We start from the raw sequence: 26,008 nt of genomic DNA, 5'->3' as shown, positions 1-26,008 counted from the left end.
GGAGCGGCCGAGGCTCCTCCCCAGGGACCGGAGCGGCCCGTTCTCCACCGCTCAGGGGCCCGGGTCCCCGCCGCGTCGGGCGCAACGGCACGCTGGCTCTCCGTGCCCGACCAGTCCGTGGTCGAGTGGACCGAGGACGCCGCCCCGCACGCCGAGGAGGAGGAACGACGACCGGGAAGACGACTGCGAACGACGGCTCGATGGCCCTCGGCTACCCGCCCGCGTACGGCCGCCCCGCTCCGGCCACCCTCCGCCCGGTCGATCGGGGATCTCCGTTCCGTCCTCGCATCCGGGCGCAGCCCCGGAGAAGAAGCAGCCGGATCCGCCGGGGTCCGCCTCCGCTCCGCGGAGCGGAGGACAATGGAGGGACCCCCAGCGAAGGAGACCACCGTGGATCAGCCGCGCATGAACGTCGAGTCGTTCAACCTCGACCACCGCACCGTCGCAGCGCCGTACGTGCGCCTCGCCGACGCGAAGACGCTGCCCGGAGGCGACCACCTCGTCAAGTACGACGTGCGCTTCACCCAGCCCAACCGCGGGCACCTCGAGATGCCCACCGTGCACTCGCTCGAGCACCTGTTCGCCGAGAAGTCCCGCAACCACTCCGACCGCGTGATCGACTTCTCGCCGATGGGCTGCCAGACCGGCTTCTACCTGCTCCTCTCGGGCGAGCCCGAGCTCTCCGAGGTGCTCGGCCTGGTCGAGGCGACGCTCCAGGACATCACCGAGGCCGACGAGGTCCCGGCCGCCAACGAGACCCAGTGCGGCTGGGGCGCCAACCACTCCCTCGAGGGGGCGCAGGAGGCGGCGCGCACGTTCCTCGCGCACCGCTCGGAGTGGGAGACGGTCACCGCGTGAGCACGGCGATCGTCCTGGTCGCGATGGACGAGGAGGCCTCGCCGTTCCTCGCCGCCGCGTCCAGAGCCTCCGAGCCGCGCGCTGTCGGCAACGCGCTGCAGTGGGAGCTCGAGCTCGACTCCCGCGCAGTGCTGCTCGTCCGGACCGGCATCGGCCTCGTCAACGCGGCCGGCGGTCTCACCGCAGCGATCCTGCGGGAGGCCGGCGAGCGGCCGCTCGTGGTGAGCGCGGGGACCGCCGGAGGCCTGGGCGCCGACGTCCGCGTGGGCGAGGTCGTGATCGGCGCCGAGTACGTGCAGACCGACGCCGATGCGCGGGCGTTCGGCTACGCGCTCGGGCAGGTCCCGGGGATGCCCGCCCGCTACTCCGGGGACGACGCGGCGCTCGCCGCGGAGCTCGAGCTGCTGGAAGGGCCGCCGGTGCGCCGCGGCCTGATCGTCTCGAGCGACGTCTTCGTCTCGAGCGCCCACGTGGACCGCGTGCGGAACGACTTCCCCGGCGCGCTCGCCACCGACATGGAGTCCGTCGCCCTCGCGCAGACGGCGCACGTGCACGGGCTGCCGTTCGTCTCGGTCCGCGGGATCTCGGACCTCTGCGCCCCCGGCGAGTTCGAGGCGCACGTCGACGACGCGGCCGATCGCTCCGTCGCCGTGGTGCGGGCGCTGCTGCGCGGGCTCGGCGACCGGGACTGATGGACGGGCGGCCCTCCGCGACAGCGCGGAAGGGCCGCCCGGCGGTCAGTCGTTGCCGACGTGCTGGTCGCCGGCCTCCTGGGCCTTGTCGACCACGCCGGCGAACTTCCCGCCGGTCGCGGAGTCGGCGGCGTCGCCCGCCTTGTCGAGTCCCTTGTCGGTCAGCTCCTCGCCCTTGTCGCTGTTCACGGCGTTCTTCGCCTTGTCCGCGAGTCCTCCGAGATCCACCATGGGGTCGTTCCTTCCGTCGATGAGCGCCCGTCGAGCAACGGGCCGCCGCCAGTCTCCGCCGCTCGGCGAGGATCTGCGCGGGGTTGCGTCTCACGGCCGCGCCGAGGACGATGCGCCTCCGGCCCGGCCCGTCAGCCCGCTGCGCCGAGCCCCGTCACCGCACCGGCGATCGCCGTCGTCTCCTCGCCGTCCGGCCAGCGCAGCCGCACGCCCGGCTCCGTGACGACGCTCCCCACCGCGGCCGTCGCGGTCCAGGGTGTGCCCATCCTCGACTCCCCCCGCCGGTCGGCGGTGATCATCGCGAAGCCGGGGAAGCAGCCGAGCCAGTCGGCGGTGCCGGCCGCCTCGGGGACGGGGACCGCCGCGAGGTCGATCACCGCTCCTCCTCCGCTGGCCTCGGCGAGCATGCCGACCGTCCCCACCAGCCCGGCCATGCTCACGTCCTTCGCCGCCCTCGGCCGCGCGAGTCCGACGGAGGCGGCCATCGCCCGGAGCTCCTCCGCGCGCCGGGACGACGTCGAGTCCCACTGGGCGCCCGCGAAGCCGGGCCGCCAGCCGCCGCCGAGGTCGGCCGTCAGCGAGAGCTCGTCGCCCGGAGCGGCGGCGCCCGGCACCGGCGCCGCGGTACGGCCGAGACCGGTGACGCTCAGGGCCGCCGGCACTCCGAGCTGGGTGTGCCCGCCGAGCACGGGGACGCCCCAGGCGGCGGAGGCGGCCCGCAGACCGCTCACGATGCGCGCGGCGGCGGCCGCGTCGCGAGCGCCGATCGCGTCCATCAGCCCGATGCCGGTCGCGCCCATCGCGGTGAGGTCGTTGACGTTGACCAGCACCGAGCACCACCCCGCCCACTCCGGGTGGCGCTCCACCATGGACGGGACGATCGCGTCGCAGACGGCGATCAGGTCGCTGCCCGGGACCGGTGCTCCGTCGTCGCCGACGAAGCCCGCCCCACCGAGGCCCCCCTCGGCCGCCAGCGGAGCCAGCAGGGCGCCGAGGGCCGCCTTGGCCGCGGTCGCCGCCCGGTCGAGCCGGTCGATCGGCCAGCGCATCCGGGCGTGCTCGACTCCGGCGACGGTGCTCGTGCCGATCCTCCGCCAGCCGAGCCGCCGGAACAGCACCTCGTTGCGCAGCTGCACCGAGGCCTCGAAGCGGAGCACCCCGCGCGCCTCCGCCTCGGCGCAGGCCGCGCGCACGAGGGCGGCGCCGATCCCGGAGCCGCCCCGCGCCTCGCGCGCCACCACCAGGCGGCTGCCGGTCCACCAGCCCAGATCGCGTCCGCCGCCGACAGGCGCGATCCGGACCCCGCCGAGCACCGCGCCGTCCGGAGCCACCGCGACGAGCACCACCGAGCGCGGATCGTCGTCGGCGTCGTCGTGGTCGTCGCCCGCGAACAGCCCCTGCTCGGCGACGAAGACCTCGCGCCGCAGGGCCCGGTGCGCGGCGAGCTCGCGCTCCTCCGCCCGCACCACCGTGAACGCAGGCGCGACCCGAACACCCTCGAGGATCGAGAGCTCCACCATCAGGCGCCGGCCGTCTTCAGGACGCCGCAGGCCCCGCACGCCGCGCAGCCCGCACTCTGGCCGCTGCTCAGCATCCCGGCCTCGATCAGGAGCGCGGCGACCTCGGCGCTGACCCGCTCCAGCAGTGACCCGGCCGGCGGGAGCACGTGGTCGACCTCGGTCGCCAGGGTCCCGCGCAGCGGACGGAAGGGCACCACGAAGGGGTAGACCCCCATCCCGATCAGCTCGCGGGCGCTCGTGACCAGCTCGTCCGGGTCCTCGCCGAGGCCCACCAGGAGGTAGGTCGAGACCTGGTTGCGGCCGAAGATCCGCACTGCCTCGCGCCACGCCCAGCGGTACTCGTCCAGGCTGACCCGCGCCTTGCCCGGGGTCCAGCGCTGCCGCACCGCGTCGTCCATCGACTCCACGTGGATGCCGATCGAGACGGCGCCCGCGTCCTTCAGCGCCTGCAGCGCCGAGACGTCGGAGGGCGGCTCGCACTGCACCTGGATCGGCAGCCCGGGGACCGCCGCGAGCACCGCGCGGACGCAGCGCGCGAGGTGGGCCGCTCCGCGGTCGCGGCCCTTGGAGGTGCCGGTGGTCATCACCATCTGGCGCACGCCGTCGAGGCGGACCGCCGCCTCCGCGACCTCGGCGAGCTGGGCCGGGGTCTTGACCGCGATGGTCGCACCGGCTTCGAGCGAGGCCTCGATCGCGCAGAAGCGGCAGCGCTCCGCCTCGTCGTAGCGCATGCAGGTCTGGACGACGGTGGTCGCGAGGATGTCACGGCCGTGCAGCCGGGCGATCTTCTCGTAGGAGACGCCGTCGGCGGTGTCGAGATCGTAGAAGCGCGGGCGGCGGACGGGAGTCACGTCCAGGCCGATGTCGGCGCCCTCGAGCAGGAGGCGGTTCCCGCTCACCACGTAGGGGCTGTCGGGGTTCACCGGGATCGCGGCGCCCAGGCCGCCGAGCATCACGTGCCCGTCGTCGCTCGGGCCGGCGCCGGCCTCGCGGTGCACCGGTGCCTCGACGCGGATGCCCTGCAGGGCGATGTCGACGCGAGTGCGGAGGGCGGAGGGGCCGGTGCGGCGGATCCCGGTCGAGTGCGCCCCGCCCGGGGAGTGCGCCCCGCCGACCGGGTGCGGGCCGGCGGCCGGGTGCGCCGCACTGGTTGCCGGCGGCGAGGACGCGGGGGAGGGACTGCGGAGATCGGTCACGAGGACTCCTTCGTGGCACCGCGGAGCGGGCCGGACGGGCCGCGCACAGCGGCGGCCGGGATGTCGGTGCGGTCGTCTCACCCCCCAGTCAAGGCGCCTCGTGTTTCGCCCTCGTGACGGGAGGAACGCGGTCTCGTTACGGATCCGCCGTCACGGGAGCTTCTTCCGGTGGAAACCACTCCGAAACATCCCGGCCGTTGACTGGACGCGTTCCACTCCGCACCACTGCTCCACCCCGGCGGACGTCGTCCCGCGTCGTCTCAGCGCATCCCGCCGGAGCCATGCACTCGCACGCCGCTTCGGCGGACCGACACCAGGAGGAACCATGTCCGTCTCCCAGGAGATCGAAGACCAGGTCAGCGCCAACATCGAGATGTCGCGCTCCGAGATCGCCCACCCGGCGCTCCCGAAGGGCAGCAACCTCTACGGCTCCACCAAGGTCTTCCCCGACTACCAGGCCGAGCCCGGGGAGTCGTACCTGACCCTCGTGCACGGCATCGCCCACGAGTCCTCGGTCAGCTTCGTCGCAGTGCTCCAGGCCACCCGCGCGGCGCGGAAGGGCTACGAGTCCGCGCTCTACTTCTACGGGCCCGGCACCATCAACGCGATGGCCACCCGCGGCTTCCCGACGGTCGGCGACTCCGGATTCCCCGGCGAGCAGAACCTCAACAACGCCATCGAGACCTTCATCCAGGAGGGGAACCGCGTCTTCGTCTGCCGGTTCGGCATGGCGCTGCACGGCCTCCGCGAGGAGGACCTGATCGAGGGCTGCATCCCCTGCCACCCGCTCGACGTGCAGGACGCGCTCATCCACTACGCCCGCAAGGGCGCGATCATCAACTCCACCTACAACCTGTAGGCGATCGCGATGACCCTCGTCGGATCGGTCGCGGCGAACTTCACCCGCGACCTGGATCAGAACTACGCGCTCATCGCCTCCCTGGCCGAGGAGGCCCGCGAGAGGGGAGTGCGCTTCCTGGTGCTCCCCGAGGCCGCGATCGGCGGCTACCTCTCCTCGCTCGGCAACCACGGCGACACGGTCGCCACCACCCGCCGCTCCCTCCCGCCGGCGGTGCGCCTGGACGGGCCGGAGCTGCGGCGGGTGCAGGAGATCGTCGGCGACCTGGTGGTGGCGATCGGCTTCTGCGAGCTCGACGACGACGGCGAGACCCGCTACAACGCGGCCGCGCTCCTGGACGGCGGGCAGGTCTACGGCAGCTACCGGAAGGTGCACCAGCCGCTGGGCGAGCACCTCTCGTACTCGCCGGGCCCGGGCTACGGCACCTTCGAGACGCCGGTCGGCCGGGTGGGCCTGCAGATCTGCTACGACAAGGCGTTCCCCGAGGCGGCGCGGTCGATGGCGCTGGACGGCGCCGAGATCATCGCCTCGCTCTCGGCGTGGCCGGCCGCTCGGACGGCGACGGCCGAGAACCTGCAGGAGGACCGCTGGACGTACCGGTTCAATCAGTTCGACATCGCCCGCGCCCTCGACAACCAGGTGTTCTGGCTCGCCTCGAACCAGTCGGGGACCTTCGGCTCGCTCCGCTACGTCGGGAACGCGAAGGTCGTCGATCCCGGCGGCAACGTGCTCGCGACGACGCTGCTCGGAGCAGGCATGGCCGTCGCCGACATCGACGTGCGCGGCGCCTTCGAGGCGATGCGCGGCGGGATGTTCCACCTGCGCGACCGGCGGCCCGGCGCCTACGACATCGACCGGGTCTGGAACGGAGGACTCGTCCATGCCTGAGATGACCTTCCACGTCCGCTGGCCGGACGGCTCGGAGGAGCGCTGCTACTCGCCGAGCCTGGTCGTGCACGAGTTCCTCGGGACCGGGACCGCCTATTCGCTCGAGGACTTCGTCGCCCGTTCGAGTGAGGCGCTGCGCATCGCGTCGGACCGGGTGCGGGAGCGGTTCGGGTTCGCCTGCACCTCCGCGATGCAGCAGGAGTCCGACATCCTCCGCACGGCGCAGCGCTTCGAGGGCGGCACGGTCAGGGTGCTCGCGATGGAGCCGCCCGCTCCGGCCGGGCAGCGGGTGCGGCCGTGAGCGCCGCTATCGAGCCCGGGCGCCACGTCGAGGTCGCGGTGGTCGGAGGCGGGCAGGCCGGGCTCTCGATCAGCCGGCACCTGGTCGACGACGGCATCGAGCACGTCGTGCTCGAGCGCGCGACCATCGGCCACGACTGGATCGACCGCCGCTGGGACGCCTTCACCCTCGTCACGCCGAACTGGCAGTGCCGCCTCCCCGGGTACCCCTACGACGGGCCGGACCCGGACGGATTCATGACGCGCGACGAGGTGCACGCGTGGGTGCGCCGCTACGCGCAGAGCTTCGACGCCCCCGTGGTCGAGGGCGTGGAGGTGAGCCGGCTCCGCGAGCGCGCCGGGGGAGGGTTCGAGCTGATCACGAGCGCGGGCGCGATCACGGCCGACCAGGTCGTCGTGGCGACCGGCGGCTACCACCGCCCGGTCCTCCCCGCCGTCGCCGCGCGGCTGCCGTCGGACGTGCTGCAGCTCCACTCCGCCGACTACCGCTCGCCGGAGGCGCTCCCGCCCGGCGGCGTGCTCGTCGTCGGATCCGGGCAGTCGGGCGCGCAGATCGCCGAGGACCTCTTCCTCGCCGGGCGCGACGTCCACCTCGCCCTCGGCAGCGCACCGCGGGTGGCGCGCTTCTACCGGGGCCGCGACTGCGTCGCCTGGCTCCAGGACATGGGCGTGTACGACGTGCCCGTCCACGCGCAGGTCGGCGGGCTCACCAAGCGGGAGTCGACCAACCACTACGTGACGGGGCGCGGGGGCGGGCGGGACATCGACCTGCGCGCCTTCGCCCGCGACGGGATGCACCTCTACGGCCGGCTGGCCGAGGTGGAGGGGTCGCGGCTGCGCTTCGCCCCCACGGCGGAGGCCTCGCTCGACTACGCGGACTCGGTCGCGGAGTCGATCAAGGACGACATCGACCGCTACATCGCGGCGCACGGCATCGACGCTCCCGAGGAGGCCCGCTGCCGTCCGGTCTGGCGGCCGGAGTCCGAGGCGACCGAGCTCGACCTCGCGGGCATCGGCAGCGTCGTCTGGGCGGTCGGGTTCCGCTCCGACTACCGCTGGGTCGAGATCGGCGTGTTCGACGGCTCCGGCCATCCCACCCACCGGCGCGGAGTGACGAGCGTGCCGGGCCTGTCGTTCCTCGGGCTGCCGTGGCTGCACACCTGGGGGTCCGGTCGCTTCGAGGCCATCGCCCGCGACGCGGGGCACCTGGCGGAGGAGGTCCGTCGCGTGCGCGAGGCGGGGCGCTTCACGCGCGAGCACGAGCCGGATCTCGCCGGATAGCCTCCTCGCATGACGGAGACGGTGATGGGTGCGGTCGCAGCGCACTTCGGCCGCGACATCGACCGCACCCTCGCCAAGCTCGCCGGCATCATCGCCCACGCGCGCGAGCGCTCGGTCGACCTGCTGGTGCTCCCGGACGCGACCCTCGGCGGCTACCTGCTCGACCTCCAGCACCCCGGGCCGGACCTGCCGCCGAGCCTCGAGCTCGACGGGCCGGAGGTCGCCCGCGTGGCCGAGCTGGCAGGCGATCTCACCGTGTGCTTCGGGATCGCGGAGCGGGCGCTCGAGGGCGGGCGCGAGCTCCGCTACGACACCGCGGTGTGCGTGCACGGCGGGCGCGTGATCGGCACGCACCGCAAGGTCCACCTGCCGCTGGGCGAGTCCGAGGCGTACCTGCCGGGCAGCGGCTTCGCCGCCTTCGACTCGCCGATCGGGAGGATGGGGATGCTGATCGACTTCGACAAGACCTTCCCGGAGTCCTCGCGCTCGCTGGCCCTCGACGGCGCGGAGGTGCTGGCCTGCCTCAGCGCGTGGCCCGCGAGCGTGACCGACCGCTCCGATCGGATCCGCAACGACCGCCAGGCCCACCTGTTCGATCTCTACGACTGCGCCCGCGCCGCCGAGAACCAGGTCTACCTCGTCTCCTCGAACCAGACCGGCGTGCTCGGCGGCCTGCGGTTCCTCGGGCAGGCGAAGGTCGTGGATCCGGCGGGAGAGATCATCGCGAAGACCTGGGCGAAGGGCGGGCTCGCGCTCGCCTCCGCTGACGTCGCCGGCTCCGTCGCCCGCGCCCGCCGCACGATGCACCACCTCCGCGACCGCGCGGAGCACGCCTACCGGAGCTGAGATGCGGATCTGCCTGCTGACCTACTCCACCCGGCCGCGCGGCGGGGTGGTGCACACCCTCGCCCTCGCCGAGGCGCTCGCGCGCGCCGGACACGACGTCACGGTGCGCACGCTCGCCCGGGGCGGCGACGACTCCTTCTTCCGCCCCGTCGATCCGTGCGTGACCGTGCGGGTGGTGCCCTTTCCGCACCGCGAGGGCGAGCCGGTCGGCGCCCGCATCGTCCGGTCCATCGCCGCGATGGCCGAGGCCCTGCGGGGCGAGGACGCCCCGGTCGTCCACGCGCAGGACTGCATCTCGGCCAACGCGGCGCTCGCCGCCGGACTCGCGCCGATCCGCACGATCCACCACCTGGACGACTTCACCACCCCGGAGCTGCGCGCCTGCCACGACCGCGCCGTCCGGCTCCCCCTGACCCGGCTGTGCGTGTCCGCTGCGGTCGCCGAGGAGGTGCGCGCCGGCTGGGGGCTGCTGCCCGACGTGATCCCGAACGGTGTCGACGCGGCGCGGTTCGCGGCCGCCGTCGACGATCCGCTGACCGGGGGGTGGCGGGCCGAGCTCGGCCCGTACCTCCTCGCCCTCGGCGGCATCGAGCCGCGGAAGGGCAGCATCGAGCTGCTCGAGGCGTGGGCTCTGCTGCGCGAGCGCGGCCACGACGTCGCGCTGGTGTTCGGCGGCGGCGAGACCCTGTTCGACTACCGCGAGTACCGGGCTGCCTTCGACCGGAGGGCGGCCGAGCTCGGGATCGCTCCGGTGATCCTCGGCACCGTTCCGGAGGAGAGGCTCGCTCCGCTCGTCGCCGGCGCCTCCGCGCTGGGCTTCGTCTCGGTGAAGGAGGGGTTCGGGCTGGCGGCGATGGAGGCGCTCGCCGCGGGGGTGCCGGTCGTGGCGCGGGAGCTGCCGGTGATCCACGAGGTGTTCGGGGACGCGGTCCGCTACGGGCGGGACCCCGCCTCCTTCGCCGACGCGCTGGAGGAGGCCCTGACGCTGCCCTCGCCGGACGGCCGGGCCCTGGCCGCCTCGCACTCCTGGGACGACGTCGCGGCCGCGCATCTGCGGTTCTACGAGCGGGTGCTCGACGGCTCGGTTCAGAGCTCAGGAGGAACTCCTCCGGACGGGCCGGGATCCGCGCGAGCAGGCGTGCCCGGATGACTCCGTCCTGCCGCCTGGACACGATCGGGCGCCGCCGGTGACCCGCCGGTCGATCTCGCGCATCGTCACCGGTCTCGCCGACGCCGATCCCGACCGGATCGTCGCCGTGGCCGACGAGGGCGCGCTGACGGCGGGGGAGCTCGACCGCGAGAGCACCCGCCTCGCCCGCGCCTACCGCGATCTCGGCGTCCGGACCGACGACCTCGTCACCGTCTCGCTCTCGAACTCGCTGGACGCGCTCGTCGTCTGCGCGGCGGTCTGGAAGGCGGGCGCCGTGCCGCAGCCGGTCTCGACCGGGCTGTCGGCGGCGGAGCGCGCCGAGGTGGAGCGGATCGCGCGGCCGGCGCTCGTCATCGGCGCGCCCTCCTCCTCCGCTGTCCCGTGGCGCGCGGGCGACTGGCGGCCCGGGCCGGAGGTGCCGGCCGGCTCGCTCGAGGACCGGTGGGCCTCGTCCTGGAAGGCGCCCACCTCCTCCGGCAGCACGGGGCGGCCGAAGGTGGTGCTGGCCGCGGGCCCGGCGCTGCTGGATCCGGACGCGCCGGTCGCGCCGTTCCTGCCGCGCGAGGGCGTGCAGCTGGTGAGCGGCCCGCTGATGCACTCGGCGACCTTCACCTACGCCTTCCGCGGGCTGATGACCGGGCAGCGCCTGGTGCTGCTGCCGCGGTTCGACGCCGCCCGGGTCCTCGCGGCGATCGAGGAGCACCGCGTCACCTGGACCCTGCTCGTCCCGACCACGATCCGCCGCCTGCTGGTTGCGCCCGAGCGGTCGGGGGCGGACGTGTCCTCGCTCGCGACGGTGCTGCACCTCGGAGCGCCCTGCGCGCCCGCCGACAAGCGGGCGCTGATCGGCTGGCTCGGCCCGGAGCGGGTGGTCGAGGTCTATGCGGGCAGCGAGTCGAACGGACTGACGATGATCACGGGCCGGGAGTGGCTGGAGCACCCGGGCAGTGTCGGACGGCCGATCAGCGGGACGACCCTGCGCATCCTGCGGGAGGACGGCACGGAGGCTCCGACCGGCGAGCTCGGCCGCATCTGGCTGCACCGCGGCGAGGCCCCCGCCTACCGCTACCTCGGCGCGGGCTCGCGGCGGACGGAGGAGGGCTGGGACACGCTCGGCGACGTCGGCCGCGTCGACGGGGACGGGTGGCTCTGGGTGGTCGACCGCGCCGACGATCTGATCCTCCGGGGCGGAGTGAGCGTCTGGCCGGCCGAGGTCGAGCGGGTGCTGGAGGCCCTGCCCGGAGTCCGCGGGGCGGTCGCCTTCGGCGTGCCGGACACGGAGCTGGGGCAGGCGGTGGAGGCGGTCGTCGACGTGGGCGACGCGGGCGTGGACCCGGCCGGTCTGCTCGCTCGGGCGAACGCCGAGCTGGGCGCTGAGCGGCGCCTCCGGGCCCTCCGGATCGTGCACGAGCCCGTTCGGAGCGACGCGGGCAAGGTCCGTCGCTCCGCGCTCGCCCCCGTGGCGCAGACGCTCGGGACCCACCGTTCCGCCGGCACCCCGGATGGGCCAGAGTAGGCCCTGCGCCCCCGCGCACCGACCCCAGGGAGACCCGATGAAGTACATGCTGATCATGCGCGCGACCGATGCGGCGAAGGAGGCCTACGCCTCCATCCCGTTCGACGAGATCATCACCCGGATGGGGCAGTACAACGAGGCGATGATCGAGGCGGGCGTGCTGCTCTCGGGCGACGGCCTGGCCGACGACGTCGCCTCCTCCGGCTTCGTGGTCGACTTCTCCTCCGAGCCGCCGACCGTCGTCGACGGCGCCTACGGCCCGACCGAGTCGCTCTTCAACGGCTTCTGGATCATCGGGGTCGACTCGAAGGAGCAGGCCCGCGAGTGGGCGCTGCGCTGCCCGCTGGTGCCCGGCAACCGCCTCGAGGTGCGCCGGATCACCGACGAGAGCGACTTCGCGGAGTTCGCCGACAACGAGTACGTGCAGAAGGAGGCCGGCTGGCGCGAGGACGAGGCGGCGCGCGCCTCCGGGGACTGACGCGGCGGCGGGCGTCACGCCTCCGTGACGACGCCCGCCTCGACGTGCCAGTGCCGCGTCAGCTGCACCGTCTCGAGCATCCGCCGGTCGTGGGTGACCAGCAGCAGGGTGCCCTCGTACGCCTCGAGCGCCTCCTCCAGCTGCTCGATGGCGACGAGGTCGAGGTGGTTGGTCGGCTCGTCGAGCACCAGGAGGTTCGTGCCGCGGGCCTGGAGGAGCGCCAGGGCGGCCCGCGTCCGCTCGCCCGGCGAGAGCTCGCCGACGCGGCGGCCGACGTGGTCGGCCTTCAGCCCGAACTTCGCCAGCAGGGTGCGGACCTCGGCGGTCGGCCACTCGGGCACCAGCGCCTCGAACGCGTCCGCGAGCGGCACCTCGGCGGCGAGCATCCCGCGGGCCTGATCGATCTCGCCGATCGCCACGCTCGCTCCGAGGGAGGCGCCGCCCTCCTCCGGCTCGGCGCGGCCGAGGAGGAGCGACAGCAGCGTCGACTTGCCGGCGCCGTTGGGCCCGGTGATGCCGATCCGGTCGCCCGCGTCGACCTGGAGCGACACCGGCCCGAGCGTGAAGGCGCCGCGGCGGGCGACCGCGCCGTTCAGCGTCGAGACGACCGAGCTCGAGCGCGGGGCGCTGCCGATCGTGAAGGCGAGCTGCCACTCCTTGCGCGGCTCCTCGACCTCCTCGAGCCGCGCGATCCGGCTCTCCATCTGGCGCACCTTCTGCGCCTGCTTCTCGCTCGACTCCGCCGAGGCCTTGCGGCGGATCTTGTCGTTGTCGGGGGCCTTCTTCATCGCGTTGCGCACGCCCTGGCTCGACCACTCCCGCTGGGTGCGGGCGCGGGAGACCAGGTCGGCCTTCTGCTCGGCGAAGTCCTCGTACTTCTCGCGGCGCTGGCGGCGCGCGGTCTCGCGCTCCTCCAGGAACGCGTCGTAGCCGCCTCCGTAGACCCGGTTGGTGCCCTGCGCGAGATCGAGCTCGAGCACGCGGGTGACGCTGCGGGCGAGGAACTCGCGATCGTGGCTCACGAGGACCGCGCCGCCGCGGAGCCCGCGGACGAAGGCCTCCAGGCGCTCCAGGCCGTCGAGGTCGAGGTCGTTGGTCGGCTCGTCGAGCAGCACCACGTCGAAGCGCGAGAGCAGCAGTGCCGCGAGGCCGACCCGCGCCGCCTGCCCGCCGGAGAGGGAGGTCATCGTCGAGGAGGCGGCCGCGGCGCCGAGCGACAGGCCCAGGTCGGCCAGGACGACCGGGGTGCGCTCGTCGAGGTCGGCCGCGCCGCTCGCGAGCCAGCGGTCGAGAGCGAGGGCGTACCGGTCCGCGATCGAGCCGTCGGGATCGGGGTCGGCCAGGGCGGCGGCGGCGGCGTCGAGCTCGGCGGAGGCCTCGGCGCAGCCGGTGCGGCGCGCGATGTAGCCGGCGACGGTCTCGCCCTCGCGGCGCTCGTGCTCCTGCGGCAGCCAGCCGACGAAGGCGTCGCCCGGCGAGAGCACGACGGAGCCCTCGAGCGGAGCCGTCTCGCCCGCGAGGATGCGCAGGAGCGTCGACTTGCCGGCTCCGTTCGCCCCGACGACGCCCACCACGTCCCCGGGGGCGACCGTCAGGTCGAGTCCGTCGAACAGGGTGCGGTGCGCATAGCCTCCGGAGAGGCCCTTGGCGACGAGGGTGGCGGTCACCGGTCCAGCGTAGGCGCGGGCGACTCGCTAGACGGCCTGGTGATCAGCCGGTCTAGGATGTGCGGATGAGCGACACGAGCCTGCGGAGCGGCGCCGGGTACTGGTACCCGGACGAGTCGTCCACCCGCCGCGCTGTCGAGGTGCTGAGCGCGATGCGCACGTACCGCGTCTCCGAGGTCTCGATGCGCCGCCGCACGCGTGAGCGGATGGCGATGGGCGAGACGGACCTGATCGCCATCCAGTACCTGCTCCGCCAGCAGCGCAAGGGCGAGCTGGTGACCGGCAAGGACCTGGCCTCGCACCTCTCCATCTCGTCCGCGTCGACCACGGTCCTCATCGACCGCCTGGTCCGCAGCGGCCACCTCGTGCGCAAGCCCAACCCGACCGACCGGCGCGGGATCGTCGTGGAGGCGACCGTCGACAGCGACGACGAGGTGCGCGCCACGCTCCAGGAGATGCACCGCCGGATGCTCGAGATCGCCGAGGACCTGGACGCCCCCGAGGCCGAGGTCGTCGTCAACTTCCTCCGCCGGATGAGCGCGGCCGTCGACGAGATCGACGCGGAGCACGGCGACGGGCACGATACGGACGAAGCCGACCCGGCGGAACCCTCCGCGGCGAAATAGCTAGACTGACTAGTAATAAGCCGAGGGGCCTATAGTCTGGCGGCATGGGTCAATTCCTCTACGGCACTCCTCCCGCCGTCATCGAGATCGAGGACCGGACCCTGGCCCACCTCCAGATCGTGATCTACGCGAAGTTCCGCCGCGACGAGCGCTTCAGCCTCACCCTCGACTCGATGCCCGAGGGCGCGCGCGGCCGCCACTCCTTCTGGATGAACCCGAACATCGCCCTGCAGTTCCATTTCGCGGGGAGCCGGCAGCCGACGATCAACCCGACCTGGGTCGAGCTCCTGATGGACGCGGCGAACAGCGGCGGCGGGCTGCGCCTGCTCCCCGAGCCCCCGTCGTGACCCGGTCCCGGTGAGGCCGACCCGGCCCGGACGACCGCGGAGCTCCCTCCACGACGGTGGATCCGCACACCGGCCTCCTGCGACAGCGCACGTGCCCCCGGCCGCCCCGTCTCCTAGGGTGGAGCGGGCGCCGCGGGGCGCGCGGAGGGCGGGGGACATGCGCAGGACGGTCATCGGAGCGACGGCACTGGCCGGTGTGCTCGCGCTCGCGGGGTGCTCGGCGCCCGCTCCGGCTCCGACGGTCACGGTCACCGTGTTCGCCACGGCGACGCCGACTCCGGTGCCGGACCCGACCGTCACGGCGGCGCTCCCGCAAGCGACGGCCACGGTCTTCGCGCCGGTCCCCGAGGCGACGGTCACCTTCACGCCGAACGCGACACCGGACATCCCCGAGACCGCCTTCGCGGTCGACAACGGCGCGGTTCCCGGGGCGAACGGCGAGCCGACCCGCGATGGGGAGGGGGACATCGTGAGCTACACCGTGGTGCAGGGCGACACGTTCTTCGACATCGCGCAGCGCTTCGGGATCCCGGTGCAGCAGCTGCTCCGGATGAACCCGACGATCGCCGGAGCCGGCGAGGCGGTCTACATCAATGCAGTCATCAACCTCGACGCGAGCACGCTGGGCTGAGCGGAGCGGCGAGCCGCGGAGGCGGCCGCTCAGAGCGACCCGGCTACTGCGACTTCGGCAGGACGTGGAACGCGACGGCGAGCGATCCCGAGATCATCAGGATGCCGCCGACGAAGAGGAATCCGGCGATGTCGGGCAGCAGGAACGAGTTGCCGAGAACGAGGATCCCGCCGAGGAACAGCACGAACGAGAGGACGACGCCCAGACCAGTCATGCCCTCATCGTACGCAGGTCACGGGAGCAGGAGGTCCGCGAGCTCCTCGGCGCCGGACACCAGCGCGATCGTCCCGACCGCCTCGAGCGGCGATCCGTAGCCCCACTCGACCATGATCGTCGGCACGCCGTGGGCGGCGGCGCCCTGCACGTCGTGCTCGCGGTCGCCCACCATCACCGGCGCCGAGAGGTCGACGCCGAGCTCGCGGAGCCGGCGCAGCGCCTCCTCCACGACGTCGGCCTTGGCGCTGCGGACCTCGTCCTCGGAGGCGCCGCAGATCACCGTGAAGTACTGCGCCAGTCCGTAGTGCTCGAGGATGCGCGTGGCCGCCGACTCCGGCTTGGAGGTCGCGAGCGAGAGCGGCACGCCGGCCTCGGCGATGCGCGCCAGCACCTCGGGCAGCCCCGGGTAGACCGAGGAGTCGAACAGCCCGCCCGCGTTGTAGCGGCGGCGGTAGACCACGAGCGCGGCCTGCGCCTCCTCGACGGTCATCCCGCCGAGCTCGCGGAACGCCTCGAGCAGCGGAGGGCCGACGTAGGCCAGCAGCTCGGCCGGAGCGGGCACGGGGCGGCCCAGCTCGACGAAGGTCTCGACGAGGGTGCCGGTGATGCCGGGGGCCGAGTCGGTGATCGTGCCGTCGAGGTCGAACAGGATGCAGGACCAGGTGCCGGCGCGCGCGTCGAGGCCGGTGGCGGCGAGGGTCGTGTCGGACATGGCGGGCTCCTGACCTCGGAGGACGGGGTGACGCCGGCGCTGCCCCGCCGGGGGCCACACTCTACGGCCGTTCGGCGTCCAGAGCCCGTTCGACGAACGAACGGGTGACGACCTGGGCGATCGAGCCGGGGTCGAGCTGCACGGCGACGAAGTCGGCGGTGCGGATCAGCGCGAAGGCCTCGCGTCCGGGGAGGACCAGCATCTGCACCTGCGGATGCTGCTGCCGGGGGACCGCGGTGCGCACCTCGTCCGTGGAGGTGAACAGCGGCAGGACCTGCTCCCCGGTGGTCGTCGCGACGGTGCGGACGTGCGGCACGCCTCCGGGCTGGGAGCCCGTGACGTCGACCACGAGGGAGCCGTCGAGGCAGGCCTCGAGCAGCCGGTCGACGGCCTCGGCGGTGGGAGCGGCGACGAGCGCCTCCAGTGCTTCCCGAGCCTCCGCATTGCGGTACGGACCGGGTCGCGCCGGGCGTGCAGGGGGTCCGCCTCGTCGTGCCATGACTCCACGCTAACGAAGACCGGGGCGTGATCGGAATCGCCGGGTCCGGTTCCCGGGAATGCGCGCGATCGGTGTCCGGAATCGTTACGGCCGTCTGCGGACACCGTGTCCTCTATTCGACGGCTGGTGGCGAACAGCTCGATTCCGCCCTGATTGCCTCCGCTTATCCTGAACATTCCCCTCGACATGGCGCGAGAAAGGGACGAATGGCGCCATTCATGGCGCACTCGATTGTGAAAGGGGGTAATGTCTCTTCCGGTCCGGGTCGAGACAGTCCGGTCCCGCGAACTCCAGGAGGAAAAGTGGCCCAGAAGATCACGCTTGTCGACGATATCGACGGAACCCTTATCGATTCCGGTGACGGCGGTACCGTCCGCTTCAGCATCGAGGGCGCCAACTACGAGATCGATCTCGGCCCCGACAACATCGCCGAGCTCCACTCGGCGCTCGAGAAGTTCGTCTCGAGCGCCCGCCGCGTCGGCTCGCGCCCCGCGGCCGCCACGAGCGTCGCGACCGCCTCCAAGAGCGACCCCAAGCAGCTCAAGGCCATCCGCGAGTGGGCGAACGCCAACGGCCACCCCGTCTCCGACCGCGGACGCATCCCCTCCGAGGTCCAGGCCGCCTACCAGGCCGCCCACAAGTAGCGGCCGCCGGGCTCTCGGCCCGGTGAGACGCCGCATTCCCGGGCCTCGCGCCCGGTGAGCGGAAGGCCCCCGTGATCCGATCGCGGGGGCCTTCGCCGTGCCTGTCGCCGTGTCTGTCAGAACAGGCGCGTGTGGGAGTCGTCGGTGCCGCGCATGGCCTCGTAGTCGAGCACCACGCAGCGGATTCCTCGGTCCTCGGCGAGAGTCCGCGCCTGCGGCTTGATCTCCTGAGCGGCGAAGACTCCCGTCACCGGGAAGAGGTGCGGATCGCGATTCATCAGCTCGAGATAGCGGGTGAGCTGCTCCACTCCGTCGATCTCGCCGCGGCGCTTGATCTCGACGGCGACGGCGGCTCCCGAGGAATCGCGGGCGAGGATGTCGACCGGGCCGATCGCGGTCATGTACTCGCGCCGGACGAGAGTGTGCCCCTCTCCGAGGAGGCCGATCTGCTCAGCGAGAAGGCGCTGGAGATGCGACTCCACTCCGTCCTTGACGAGTCCCGGATCGACGCCGAGCTCGTGCGCCGAATCGTGCAGCACCTCGTGGATCGAGACGACGAGAGCGTCGCCGGTCTTGCGGTGCGCGACGGTCCACTGCTGCGTCACTCCCGCGGCGCGCGCCTCCTCGTCGGGCTCGCCCGTGATCAGCGTGCAGGGCGGGCTCATCCAGTTCAGCGGCTTGTAGGAGCCGCCGTCGGAGTGGATGAGGACGCTCCCGTCGGCCTTGACGAGCAGGAGGCGGGTGGCGAGCGGGAGGTGGGCGCTGAGACGGCCGGTGTAGTCGACGGAGCAGCGCGCGATGACGAGACGCACCCGTCGAGGATAGACGGCGCGGCTCCGGCGGGCTCCCGGCTCAGCGCGCGGCGACGGGAGGCCGGCGGCCGAGCGGAGGAGCGGGCGGCGGCACCGAGAGCGAGGCGCGCAGCGCGACCGCGAACTCGGCCGGCGCCTCCGCCCACGGGTGGTGGCCGCTCGACTCGATGACGGCCAGGCTCGCCTGCGGCAGGAGCGCGGTGAGCGCCTCCAGAGCGGCGACGCCCGTCACCGGATCGTCCTCGCCGCCGAGGACGACCGCGGGGCAGTCGAGGCGCTGCAGAGCGTCGCGGATCGCCGCGGTGTCGTCGGAGCCGGCGGGAGTCGTGTGACCGGCAGCCCGGTCGTCGATCCCGAGCCAGGCGGTGCCGGGGGCGATCAGGAGCAGGTGGGCGACGCGCTCGGGCGCGTCCACGGCGGCGAGCAGGACGGCGCGGCAGCCGGAGTCGTGCGCGGCGAGATCGAGCTCGTCGACGCCGAGGTGGCGGCGCAGGTCCTCCACGTCGGCGGCCGTCGTGGCCGGGGGAGCGGGAGGCAGCTCCGCGGAGCCGCCCACGCCGCGCGGGTGCAGCACGAGTACGCGGCGCGTGCAGGCGATCGAGGCGAACGAGCCGAGATAGGAGGGGTGGCGCTCCGGCTCGCCGGGGACGACCACCAGGGGCCGCCCCTGACCGGCTCCGTGCTCGTCGACGTGGAGCAGGGCGCCGTCGCGCGCTCGGTACCGCATCCGCTCCCCCTCCGCCGCCGTCCTGGGAAGCCTAGGGGGAGGCGCGTCGGGGCGCCCGGGCCGCACGGGGGCTTGCGGCGGCGTCGAGGGCGCGGCGGTCAGCTCCGTCGGCTGCGGGCGGCGGGGGAGGCGAGCCCGGCCACGACCACCAGGGCCAGAACCAGGAAGAGGGCGTTCAGCAGGCCGTAGTGCTCGCCGAGGAAGCCGATCGCCGGCGGTCCGACCAGGAACGCGACGTAGCCGAGCATCGCCACCGCGCTGACACGGGCGGCCGAGTGCGGCCCCTCCGCCGCGGCCGACATGCCCACCGGGAAGCCGAGCGAGCAGCCCAGACCCCAGGCGACCGCGCCGACGACGACGAGCGCGTCGACCGGGGCGAGGATGAACAGCAGGATGCCGACGATCGCGAGCCCGGCGGAGGCGCGCAGCACCGGGACGCGGCCGAAGCGGTCGAGCACGGGCCCGCCGATCACGCGTCCGACGGTCATGGCGGCGACGAACACGCCGAACACGACGGCGGCGGTCGTCTTGTCGGTGCCGTGGCCGTCGACCATCGCCAGGGTCAGCCAGTCGTTCGCGGAGCCCTCGGCGAAGGCCATGCCCAGCATGATCAGGCCGATGAGGACGAGGCGGCCGTCGCGCCAGACGCCGAGGGAGGCGGCGACGCGCTCGCGGACCGGCGGCTTCACCGTGGTCGCCGCGCCGGAGGTGTCGAGCTCCTCGCGGACCGGGACGAAGCGGATCGCGATCACCGCGGTCACGGCGATCACCACGGCGATCGCGCCGAGGTGGACGGCGACGGGCACGGCCAGGGCGGAGGCGCCCGCGCCGATCAGCGCGCCGGCCACGGTGCCGAGGCTGAAGAAGGCGTGGAACAGCGGCAGGAGCGTCTTGCCGAAGGCCTTCTCGTTGGCTGCTCCCTCGACGTTCATCATCACGTCGACCGCTCCGTTGCCGAAGCCGAGCATCGCCATGCCGGCGAAGGCCGCTGGGAGGACGCCGATGACGTCGGCCGAGACGCCCAGCACCGCGAGCCCCGCCGCCGAGACGGTGAGGCCGAGCGCCATGCCGCGCCGGGCGCCGATCGCGCCCATGACCGGCGTCGAGAACGCGAGTCCGACGATCGCGCCGATCGACATCGAGAGGATCAGCAGGCCCACTCCGGCGGTCGAGAGCTGGAGCTCGTCGCGGATGGCGGGGGTGCGCGAGACCCAGGTGGCGATGGAGATCCCGCTGAGGACGAAGATCGTGAAGACGGCGTTGCGCCAGGCGACCAGCTGCGGGCGCGTGAGCGCGGACGTCGAGGTCATGGCGGTTCTCCTGGTGCGGGCGGGATCCGGACACCGGATCGAGAGGCACGGTCGAATCGATTCGAAGCGAGCCGGTCTAAGCTATCCGGAACCCCGGGGACGGTCAACCGACGACGAGCGCGCCGCCCCCACGAGGAGGAACGTGGAACCCCGCAAGAGCCCCCGGCCGACGCTCGCCCGCGTCGCGAGCCGGGCCGGAGTGTCCCCCTCCACCGCCTCGCTGGTCTTCAGCGGCTCCGGCCCCGTCTCGGAGGCCACGAAGGAGCGGGTGCTGCGCGCGGCGTCCGAGCTCGACTACGCCGGCCCCGACCCGCGGGCGCGCTCGCTCCGCCGCGGCCGCTCGGGGATCGTGGGGGTCGTCGTGGACGAGCGGATGCTGCACGCGTTCCGCGACCCGATCAAGATCGCCATGCTCGACGGGATCGCCGACGTGCTCGGCGGGGTCGACGCCGGGATCCTGCTGCTCACCGAGACCGGCGACGGCGCGGGCCTGCTGGCGACGGCCCCGGTCGACGCGATGATCCTGGTCGGCTGCAGCCCGTCGGTCGACGACTCCGTCGCCGTGCTGCGCCGCCGGGGGGTGCCGGTCGTCGTGGTCGAGGGCCTCTCGGAGCTGGGCGGCGCCGTGATCTCGCTCGACAACCGCGAGGCCAGCCGGACCCTCGCGGAGCACCTGCGCGAGCTCGGCCACGAGCGGGTCGCGGTGGTCGCGCTCCCGTTCGCGAAGGACCGCCGCCGCGGCGCGATCCCGGCCGGCTGGCGCTCGAGCCCCAGCATCACTCCGGTCGACCGCCTCCTCGGCGTGCAGGACGTCTTCCCGGAGGCGTCGGTCGTCGCCGCCGCGGCGAGCTCCGTCGACGAGGGCGTCGCCGCGGGCCGCACGCTGCTCGAGGGGGCGGAGCCGCCGACCGCGGTCGTCGCGCAGAGCGATCTGCTGGCCGCGGGCGTGATCCTCGCGGCGGAGGAGCGCGGGCTGCGCGTGCCCGAGGACCTCTCGGTGGTCGGCTTCGACGGCGTGCAGGTGCCCGGTCTCGCGGCCGAGTACGACCTCACGACGATGGCCCAGCCCGCGGTCGAGAAGGGCCGTGCGGCGGGACGGGCCGCGGTCGCGCTCCTGGCCGACGAGGAGGCGGAGGCGGTCTGCTTCCACGCCGTCTTCCACCGCGGGAACACCAGCGCACCGCCGCGCTGACCGGAGTTGTCCACAGGCTTCTCCACAGGGGAGGAGCGCGATCAGCGGAGCCAGACGTCGCTGCGGACCCGGAGCCCGAGGGTGACCGCGCGGGCGCCGAGGAAGCCGACGGCGAAGGCGAGCCAGAGCGCGAGGAGGCGCCATTCGGCGGGCGCGGCGGGGGCGAGCAGGGCGAGCGGGACGAAGACGGCGAGGTTCGCGAGGCCGCTGAGCGCCAGGTAGCGGCCGTCGCCGGCGCCGATCAGCACGCCGTCGAGCACGAAGACGTAGCCGCCGAGCGGAGCGGTGAGGCCCACGACGGCGATCGCCGCGGGCAGCAGCCGCAGCACCTCCGGGTCGCTCGAGAAGACGTACGGCAGGACACCGCTCAGGCCGGTGACCAGCGCTCCGAGCACTACTCCTGCACCGATTCCCCAGGTCACGCAGCGTTTCGTGACGGCTCGGGCCTGCTCGGCGTCGCCCGCGCCGAGGAGGCGGCCCAGCATCGCCTGCGCGGCGATCGCCACCGCGTCGAGGGCGAAGGCGACCGTCGAGAACAGCGTCATCGCCACCTGGAAGGCGCCCAGCTCCTCCGCCCCGAGCGAGGTGGCGGTCGCGACCGCGAGCAGGATCGCCGCGCGGAGGCTCGCTGTGCGCAGCAGCATCCAGCCGCCGGATCCCGCGGAGGAGGCCAGGCCCGCGAGGTGCGGCCGCAGCGGCGCGCCGACCCTCCGGGCGAGCCGCAGCGCGACTCCCGCGTAGGCCGCGAGCATGGCCCACTGCGCGATCACCGTCCCCAGTGCGGAGCCGGTTATCCCCAGGCCGGCCGGGTAGATCAGCACGGCGTTGAGAGCGGCGTTGAGGGCGAATCCGCCGGCGGCGATCACCAGCGGAGTGCGGGTGTCCTGGAAGCCGCGGAGGAGCCCGGTGAGCGCGAAGACGCCGAGCATGGCGGGGATCCCGGCCATGCTCACCGCCAGGTACCGCACGCCCGCCTCGGCCACCGCCGGCTCCGCGCCGAAGAGCGCCACGACGGCCGGAGCGGTCAGCGCGCCCATCACGGCGATGCCGGCGCCGAGGAGCAGGGCCAGCCAGCCGCCGTCGATCCCGGCCGCCACGGCCCTCCGCTCGTCGCCCTCGCCGAGGGCCCGGCCGACCCGCGGAGTCGTGCTGTACGCGAGGAAGACCATCAGGCCGACGATCGTCTGCAGCACCGTGCCGCCCAGCGCGAGCCCGGCGAGCGGGACGGCGCCGAGATGGCCGACCAGGGCGGAGTCGGTGAGCAGGAACAGCGGCTCGGCGACCAGCGAGCCCAGCGCCGGGACGGCGAGCCGGAGGATGCTGCGGTCGAGGGCGGAGGTCACCGCTCGACGCTAGCGGCTGCCGCAGCTCCGGGACGGGCGTACCGTGGGCGGGATGCAGCGCTTCGGGATCGGGCTGGCGGCCGTGGGCCGGCCGGCGTACATCACGGCAGGGCGCGACGACGACCTCGGCCCCGCGGCCGAGCGGAGCGTCGACGCGCTGCGCGAGCGCACGCACCTGCTGCTCGACGCGGCGTGGGACGCCGGCGTCCGCTTCCTCGACGCCGCGCGCTCCTACGGGCGCGCGGAGGAGTTCCTCGGCGGCTGGCTCGCCCGGCATCCGGAGCGGCGGGCGGCGCTCACGATCGAGTCGAAGTGGGGCTACGAGTACGTCGGCGGGTGGGCGATGGATGCGCCGGTGCACGAGCGCAAGGAGCACTCGGTCGCGATGCTCGACCGCCAGTGGCCGCTCACGCTCGACGCGCTCGGCTCGGCGCCTGACTCCTACCTCGTCCACTCGATCACTCCCGAGAGCCCGGCCCTCACCGACCGCCCGCTGCTGGACCGACTGCGCGGCCTCGCCGGCTCCGGAGTGCGCGTCGGCCTCTCCACCAGCGGACCCGAGCAGGCGCGCGTGATCGAGCTCGCCCGCGCGATCCCGGAGTCGCCGTTCAGCGCGGTCCAGAGCACCTGGAACCCGCTCGAGCAGTCCGCGGGCCGGGCGCTCGCCGCCGCGCACGACGACGGCTGGCTGGTGGTGGTCAAGGAGGCCCTCGCCAACGGGAGGCTCGTGGCGCACCCGATCGAGCACGCCGGCGCCGCGCCGGACGCCGTCGCCCTGGGGGCCGTCCTCGCGCAGCCCTGGGCCGACGTCGTGCTGAGCGGCGCGGCGACTCCGGAGCAGCTGCGGGCCAACCTGCGCGCGCAGCCCCGGGAGCTCCCGGACCTCCCGGCGCTCGCCGTGGATCCGGCCCGCTACTGGGCCGAGCGCTCCGCTCTCGACTGGACCTGAGAGCACTCGAACGAAGTGAGGCGTGCGCTCCGGCGCCGCACGGGATAGCGTTCCTCTCAGCGCCCCGTCTGCCCTCTCTGCGAGGGCTGGCGCGCGGATCGGCCCTCGTGATATCGCCCGAGGGGATCCGCCCCGGCCCGCCACCCCTCTTCGAGTGCGGGCGAATCGAGCTTCCGATTCTCAGGCGATCCGCAGGTTACGGGCGGGGCGACGGCAGCGCCAGAGGAAGCGGGGCGCGCGGGCTTAACGGGGGGTGACGCATCGGCGGGCTATTGCCGGGGAGGCCGGACGGCCGTGGTCCGAGGGGTCGATCCGGATGGCGCACTCGAGGAGCTCGGCGCTCCTCCACAGGGCCTGGATCGGCGCGGGCATCCCCGAGAGCGATCGTCACGATCCCGAGCCCTCAGGACTCGGAGCCCCGCCGGACCCGCAGCCGCGTCTCCTCGAGGTCGAGCAGCGACTGGGCGTCGCGGAGGATGCGCTGCGGGTAGGCCCGGCGCGAGCGCGCGTCCAGCAGCGCCTCCCGCTCGGCGGCGACCACGGCGAGCCGCAGGGCCCGGTAGAGGCGGTGCGGAGTGTCCGCGACCGACCGCTCCGTGCCGCGCGAGCGCTCCCAGGCGGCCTCGGAGCGGAGGAACGACGTCTGGCGCACCCGCTCCAGGACGTCCGGAGCGACGTCGTCGGCGCCCTCGACGGCGTCGCCCGGGTGCTCCAGCACCGAGAGGCCCTTCTCGGTGATCTCGTCGAGCAGACCCGCGAGTGCGCGCTGGTCCTCGGGCACGTCGATCCCGCGGATGCCCAGCGCCCGGATCAGCAGCGGCAGCGTGCTGCCCTGGATCAGCAGGGTCGCGACAGCCACGGTGAAGGCGATCAGCACGAGCTGCGGGCGGTACGGGATGTCCTCGGGCAGCGACTGCGCGGCCGCGAGGGTCACCACTCCGCGCATCCCGGACCAGCCGAGCACCAGACCGCCGCGCCAGCCGATGCCGTTGCGGCTGAAGTGCCGGTAGTCGCTGCGCCGCAGCAGGTAGCGCCGCTTCGCCCGGCCGCGCTCCTCCTTCGGCAGCTCCTGCGCCTCGGGCGACTCGAGCAGCTCCTTCTGCTCGCGAGCCCGGCGCTCGGCCCGGCGGGTCTGCCAGCGCTCGCCGAGGAGGACCGGGCCGACCCAGAGGAAGCGCACGACGATCAGCCCGACCACCGCGATCAGCCCGATCCCGACCGCTCCGGGCACCGAGAGGCGCGCGCTGTCGGCGTCGTGGATCAGCGAGCGGATCTCGAGCCCGATCAGCAGGAACACGCCGTTCTCGAGCAGGAACTGCACGGTCCGCCAGTTGATCCGGTCGTTCACCCGCGACTGCGCGGTGAAGGCGCGGGAGGAGGCGTGTCCGGTGTGCAGGCCGGCGACGACCACGGCGAGCACGCCCGAGGCGCCCAGGCCCTCGGCGGGGATGAACGCGACGAAGGGGACGATGAAGGAGAGGACGGTGTTGAGCACCGGGTCCTCGAGCCGCGAGCGGACGAAGACGGTGACGACGCTGGCCACGAACCCGACCACGACGGCCACGACGACCGCGTAGAGGAAGTCGCCGATCGCGGCCCACGGCGTCGCGAGCGTCCCCGCGGCGGCGGCGAGGGCCGAGCGGAGGAGGACCAGCGCGGTCGCGTCGTTGATCAGCCCCTCGCCCTCGAGCAGGGTGAGCAGCCGCGGCGGGAGGCCGAGCCGCCGGCCGACCGAGGTCGCGGCGACCGCATCGGGCGGGCTGATGATCGCGCCCACGGCGATCGCCAGGCCCAGCCCGAGCTCGGGGAGGAGGAGGAAGAGGAGCGCGCCGACGCCGGCCGCCGAGATCAGCACCAGAACGACCGACAGGCCGGTGATGGTGGTGAGGTTCCGGCGGAAGTCGATGAACGGGACGCTGAGCGCCGCCGCGTAGAGCAGCGGCGGCAGCACGCCGTCGAGCACCCACTCGTGCGGGACGACCACCTCCGGCACCCCGGGGATGTACGAGAGGCCGACGCCGGCGAGCACGAGGACGATCGGGGCGGCGACGCCGAGGCGCCGCGAGAAGACGGCGACCGCGACGAGGACCGAGACGCCGACGATCGCGGCGATGCCCAGCTCCATCAGCGGAGGCTCTCGAGGGCGCAGAAGGGCATGGTCTCGTCTCCAGGGGGTAGCGGGCGATCGCCCGGGACGAGTCTGCGCCTCTCGGCGGACGCGGGGCAGGGGGTTGCGAGCACCCGGCGTCCCGCGCCGGGGTCAGCCGTCGTCGCGAGCGGCGCGGCGGTCGAGCAGGCGGGCGAGCGCGAGGAGGAGCGCCATGGCGCCGAGCGCCGCGACGGCCAGGGCGAGCGCGGCGCCGGGCTCGAGCGTGATCCCGCGCTCGACGACCTGCGCGCGCAGCACCGGGTCGGCCGAGACGACGAGCAGGCCGATCGAGGCGGCGGCGAGGACGAGTCCGTAGAGGACGGCGCCGACGCAGATCCGCGGGCGGGCGGTGGCGGGGGTGGGCGTGGT

29 protein-coding genes are annotated in these 26,008 nt (G+C 73.8%); 16 read left to right on the top strand and 13 right to left on the bottom strand.

The features are described from left to right. Nucleotides 1-405 precede the first annotated feature (405 nt). The gene (locus tag C5C29_RS07015; protein WP_104222722.1) at nt 406-858 is read left to right on the top strand and encodes an S-ribosylhomocysteine lyase; all 453 of its coding nucleotides are present in this window, start codon (nt 406-408) and stop codon (nt 856-858) included. Then, nucleotides 855-1,550, top strand: a complete 696-nt coding sequence (gene mtnN / locus C5C29_RS07010; protein WP_258069472.1) for a 5'-methylthioadenosine/S-adenosylhomocysteine nucleosidase — start codon at nt 855-857, stop codon at nt 1,548-1,550. The genes C5C29_RS07015 and mtnN overlap by 4 nt, the downstream gene beginning before the upstream one ends. A 45-nt stretch (nt 1,551-1,595) precedes the next feature. Here the strand turns inward: mtnN and C5C29_RS07005 are convergent, their stop codons facing one another. From C5C29_RS07005 to C5C29_RS06995, 3 genes are all read right to left on the bottom strand, one after another. Next, entirely contained in the window at nt 1,596-1,781 is a 186-nt protein-coding gene (locus C5C29_RS07005) for an antitoxin (protein ID WP_104308170.1), read from the bottom strand. Nucleotides 1,782-1,912: 131 nt separating this feature from the next. Then, nucleotides 1,913-3,301: an MSMEG_0567/sll0787 family protein gene (locus C5C29_RS07000; RefSeq protein WP_104308169.1), complete on the bottom strand. Its 1,389-nt coding sequence runs from the start codon at nt 3,299-3,301 to the stop codon at nt 1,913-1,915. After that, nucleotides 3,301-4,497 carry an MSMEG_0568 family radical SAM protein gene (locus tag C5C29_RS06995; RefSeq protein WP_258068881.1) on the bottom strand — a complete coding sequence of 399 codons (1,197 nt, stop codon included), beginning with the start codon at nt 4,495-4,497 and terminating at the stop codon, nt 3,301-3,303. The genes C5C29_RS07000 and C5C29_RS06995 overlap by 1 nt, the downstream gene beginning before the upstream one ends. Before the next feature lie 325 nt (nt 4,498-4,822). Here C5C29_RS06995 and C5C29_RS06990 point away from each other — a divergent pair, with 325 nt between their 5' ends. Genes C5C29_RS06990 through C5C29_RS06955 form a run of 8 tightly spaced genes read left to right on the top strand, consistent with a single transcriptional unit; the run spans nt 4,823 to nt 11,815 of the window. Continuing rightward, complete coding sequence (locus tag C5C29_RS06990; RefSeq protein ID WP_104222636.1) at nt 4,823-5,356, top strand: MSMEG_0572/Sll0783 family nitrogen starvation response protein; 534 nt, start codon at nt 4,823-4,825, stop codon at nt 5,354-5,356. A 9-nt stretch (nt 5,357-5,365) separates the two neighbouring features. Further along, on the top strand, nt 5,366-6,244 hold the full coding sequence (locus tag C5C29_RS06985; protein WP_104250270.1) for a carbon-nitrogen hydrolase family protein: 879 nt from the start codon (nt 5,366-5,368) through the stop codon (nt 6,242-6,244). After that, nucleotides 6,237-6,545: an MSMEG_0570 family nitrogen starvation response protein gene (locus C5C29_RS06980; protein WP_104222634.1), complete on the top strand. Its 309-nt coding sequence runs from the start codon at nt 6,237-6,239 to the stop codon at nt 6,543-6,545. The genes C5C29_RS06985 and C5C29_RS06980 overlap by 8 nt, the downstream gene beginning before the upstream one ends. Continuing rightward, the gene (locus C5C29_RS06975) at nt 6,542-7,825 is read left to right on the top strand and encodes an MSMEG_0569 family flavin-dependent oxidoreductase (RefSeq protein ID WP_219813772.1); all 1,284 of its coding nucleotides are present in this window, start codon (nt 6,542-6,544) and stop codon (nt 7,823-7,825) included. Before C5C29_RS06980 ends, C5C29_RS06975 begins: the two co-directional genes overlap by 4 nt. A 9-nt stretch (nt 7,826-7,834) precedes the next feature. Beyond that, on the top strand, nt 7,835-8,671 hold the full coding sequence (locus tag C5C29_RS06970; protein WP_104308168.1) for a carbon-nitrogen hydrolase family protein: 837 nt from the start codon (nt 7,835-7,837) through the stop codon (nt 8,669-8,671). Nucleotide 8,672: 1 nt separating this feature from the next. Then, complete coding sequence (locus C5C29_RS06965; RefSeq protein ID WP_104222632.1) at nt 8,673-9,821, top strand: MSMEG_0565 family glycosyltransferase; 1,149 nt, start codon at nt 8,673-8,675, stop codon at nt 9,819-9,821. A gap of 37 nt (nt 9,822-9,858) precedes the next feature. Next, nucleotides 9,859-11,337, top strand: coding sequence for an AMP-binding protein (locus tag C5C29_RS06960; protein ID WP_104262592.1), 1,479 nt, complete (start codon nt 9,859-9,861; stop codon nt 11,335-11,337). A gap of 37 nt (nt 11,338-11,374) precedes the next feature. Beyond that, nucleotides 11,375-11,815, top strand: a complete 441-nt coding sequence (locus C5C29_RS06955) for a YciI family protein (RefSeq protein WP_104222630.1) — start codon at nt 11,375-11,377, stop codon at nt 11,813-11,815. A gap of 14 nt (nt 11,816-11,829) precedes the next feature. On the opposite strand, the gene C5C29_RS06950 is transcribed toward C5C29_RS06955, so the two are convergent. Next, a complete protein-coding gene (locus tag C5C29_RS06950; protein WP_104308167.1) occupies nt 11,830-13,482 on the bottom strand; it encodes an ABC-F family ATP-binding cassette domain-containing protein in 1,653 nt (550 codons plus the stop codon). A gap of 65 nt (nt 13,483-13,547) precedes the next feature. On the opposite strand from C5C29_RS06950, the gene C5C29_RS06945 reads away from it, so the two are divergent. The 3 genes from C5C29_RS06945 (at nt 13,548) to C5C29_RS06935 (ending at nt 15,086) form a co-directional block, all read left to right on the top strand. Further along, nucleotides 13,548-14,108 (top strand): MarR family winged helix-turn-helix transcriptional regulator, encoded by a 561-nt coding sequence (locus C5C29_RS06945; protein ID WP_104256423.1) that lies wholly within the window; start codon nt 13,548-13,550, stop codon nt 14,106-14,108. 44 nt (nt 14,109-14,152) lie between these two features. Beyond that, a complete protein-coding gene (locus C5C29_RS06940; protein WP_104225758.1) occupies nt 14,153-14,455 on the top strand; it encodes an ATP-dependent DNA ligase in 303 nt (100 codons plus the stop codon). A gap of 157 nt (nt 14,456-14,612) precedes the next feature. Beyond that, entirely contained in the window at nt 14,613-15,086 is a 474-nt protein-coding gene (locus C5C29_RS06935) for a LysM domain-containing protein (protein ID WP_104222627.1), read from the top strand. A gap of 43 nt (nt 15,087-15,129) precedes the next feature. Here C5C29_RS06935 and C5C29_RS17095 read toward each other — a convergent pair whose 3' ends face one another. The 3 genes from C5C29_RS17095 to C5C29_RS06925 form a co-directional block, all read right to left on the bottom strand. Continuing rightward, nucleotides 15,130-15,300 carry a hypothetical protein gene (locus C5C29_RS17095; RefSeq protein ID WP_159911733.1) on the bottom strand — a complete coding sequence of 57 codons (171 nt, stop codon included), beginning with the start codon at nt 15,298-15,300 and terminating at the stop codon, nt 15,130-15,132. Between the two features lie 18 nt (nt 15,301-15,318). After that, nucleotides 15,319-16,014 (bottom strand): HAD hydrolase-like protein, encoded by a 696-nt coding sequence (locus tag C5C29_RS06930; protein WP_104222626.1) that lies wholly within the window; start codon nt 16,012-16,014, stop codon nt 15,319-15,321. A 61-nt stretch (nt 16,015-16,075) separates the two neighbouring features. Then, entirely contained in the window at nt 16,076-16,513 is a 438-nt protein-coding gene (locus tag C5C29_RS06925; protein ID WP_104262595.1) for an SseB family protein, read from the bottom strand. Between the two features lie 302 nt (nt 16,514-16,815). On the opposite strand from C5C29_RS06925, the gene C5C29_RS06920 reads away from it, so the two are divergent. Further along, nucleotides 16,816-17,157, top strand: coding sequence for an Lsr2 family protein (locus tag C5C29_RS06920; RefSeq protein ID WP_104222624.1), 342 nt, complete (start codon nt 16,816-16,818; stop codon nt 17,155-17,157). A 116-nt stretch (nt 17,158-17,273) separates the two neighbouring features. Here the strand turns inward: C5C29_RS06920 and nucS are convergent, their stop codons facing one another. The 3 genes from nucS to C5C29_RS06905 all read right to left on the bottom strand — a co-directional run bounded on the left by nucS (nt 17,274) and on the right by C5C29_RS06905 (nt 20,006). Beyond that, nucleotides 17,274-17,969: an endonuclease NucS gene (nucS, locus tag C5C29_RS06915; RefSeq protein ID WP_104222623.1), complete on the bottom strand. Its 696-nt coding sequence runs from the start codon at nt 17,967-17,969 to the stop codon at nt 17,274-17,276. Nucleotides 17,970-18,009: 40 nt separating this feature from the next. Continuing rightward, complete coding sequence (locus C5C29_RS06910; RefSeq protein ID WP_104308166.1) at nt 18,010-18,696, bottom strand: alpha/beta fold hydrolase; 687 nt, start codon at nt 18,694-18,696, stop codon at nt 18,010-18,012. A gap of 98 nt (nt 18,697-18,794) precedes the next feature. Continuing rightward, nucleotides 18,795-20,006 carry an MFS transporter gene (locus tag C5C29_RS06905; protein ID WP_104225755.1) on the bottom strand — a complete coding sequence of 404 codons (1,212 nt, stop codon included), beginning with the start codon at nt 20,004-20,006 and terminating at the stop codon, nt 18,795-18,797. Between the two features lie 142 nt (nt 20,007-20,148). On the opposite strand from C5C29_RS06905, the gene C5C29_RS06900 reads away from it, so the two are divergent. Next, a complete protein-coding gene (locus C5C29_RS06900) occupies nt 20,149-21,198 on the top strand; it encodes a LacI family DNA-binding transcriptional regulator (RefSeq protein ID WP_104335426.1) in 1,050 nt (349 codons plus the stop codon). A 41-nt stretch (nt 21,199-21,239) separates the two neighbouring features. On the opposite strand, the gene C5C29_RS06895 is transcribed toward C5C29_RS06900, so the two are convergent. After that, nucleotides 21,240-22,541 carry an MATE family efflux transporter gene (locus C5C29_RS06895; protein ID WP_104308165.1) on the bottom strand — a complete coding sequence of 434 codons (1,302 nt, stop codon included), beginning with the start codon at nt 22,539-22,541 and terminating at the stop codon, nt 21,240-21,242. Between the two features lie 52 nt (nt 22,542-22,593). On the opposite strand from C5C29_RS06895, the gene C5C29_RS06890 reads away from it, so the two are divergent. Further along, complete coding sequence (locus C5C29_RS06890) at nt 22,594-23,490, top strand: aldo/keto reductase (RefSeq protein ID WP_104225753.1); 897 nt, start codon at nt 22,594-22,596, stop codon at nt 23,488-23,490. 403 nt (nt 23,491-23,893) lie between these two features. Here C5C29_RS06890 and C5C29_RS06885 read toward each other — a convergent pair whose 3' ends face one another. Then, nucleotides 23,894-25,615: a sodium:proton antiporter gene (locus C5C29_RS06885; protein WP_104308164.1), complete on the bottom strand. Its 1,722-nt coding sequence runs from the start codon at nt 25,613-25,615 to the stop codon at nt 23,894-23,896. 135 nt (nt 25,616-25,750) lie between these two features. Next, on the bottom strand, nt 25,751-26,008 hold a 258-nt coding region (locus C5C29_RS17090; RefSeq protein WP_181128777.1), incomplete at its 5' end, for a hypothetical protein.

The organism is Rathayibacter sp. AY1H2 (assembly GCF_002931985.1).
In the GTDB taxonomy this organism is placed as follows: Bacteria; Actinomycetota; Actinomycetes; order Actinomycetales; family Microbacteriaceae; genus Rathayibacter.
The sequence above is the reverse complement of the archived record's forward strand: the minus strand, read 5'-3'. Positions and strand labels throughout refer to the sequence as shown.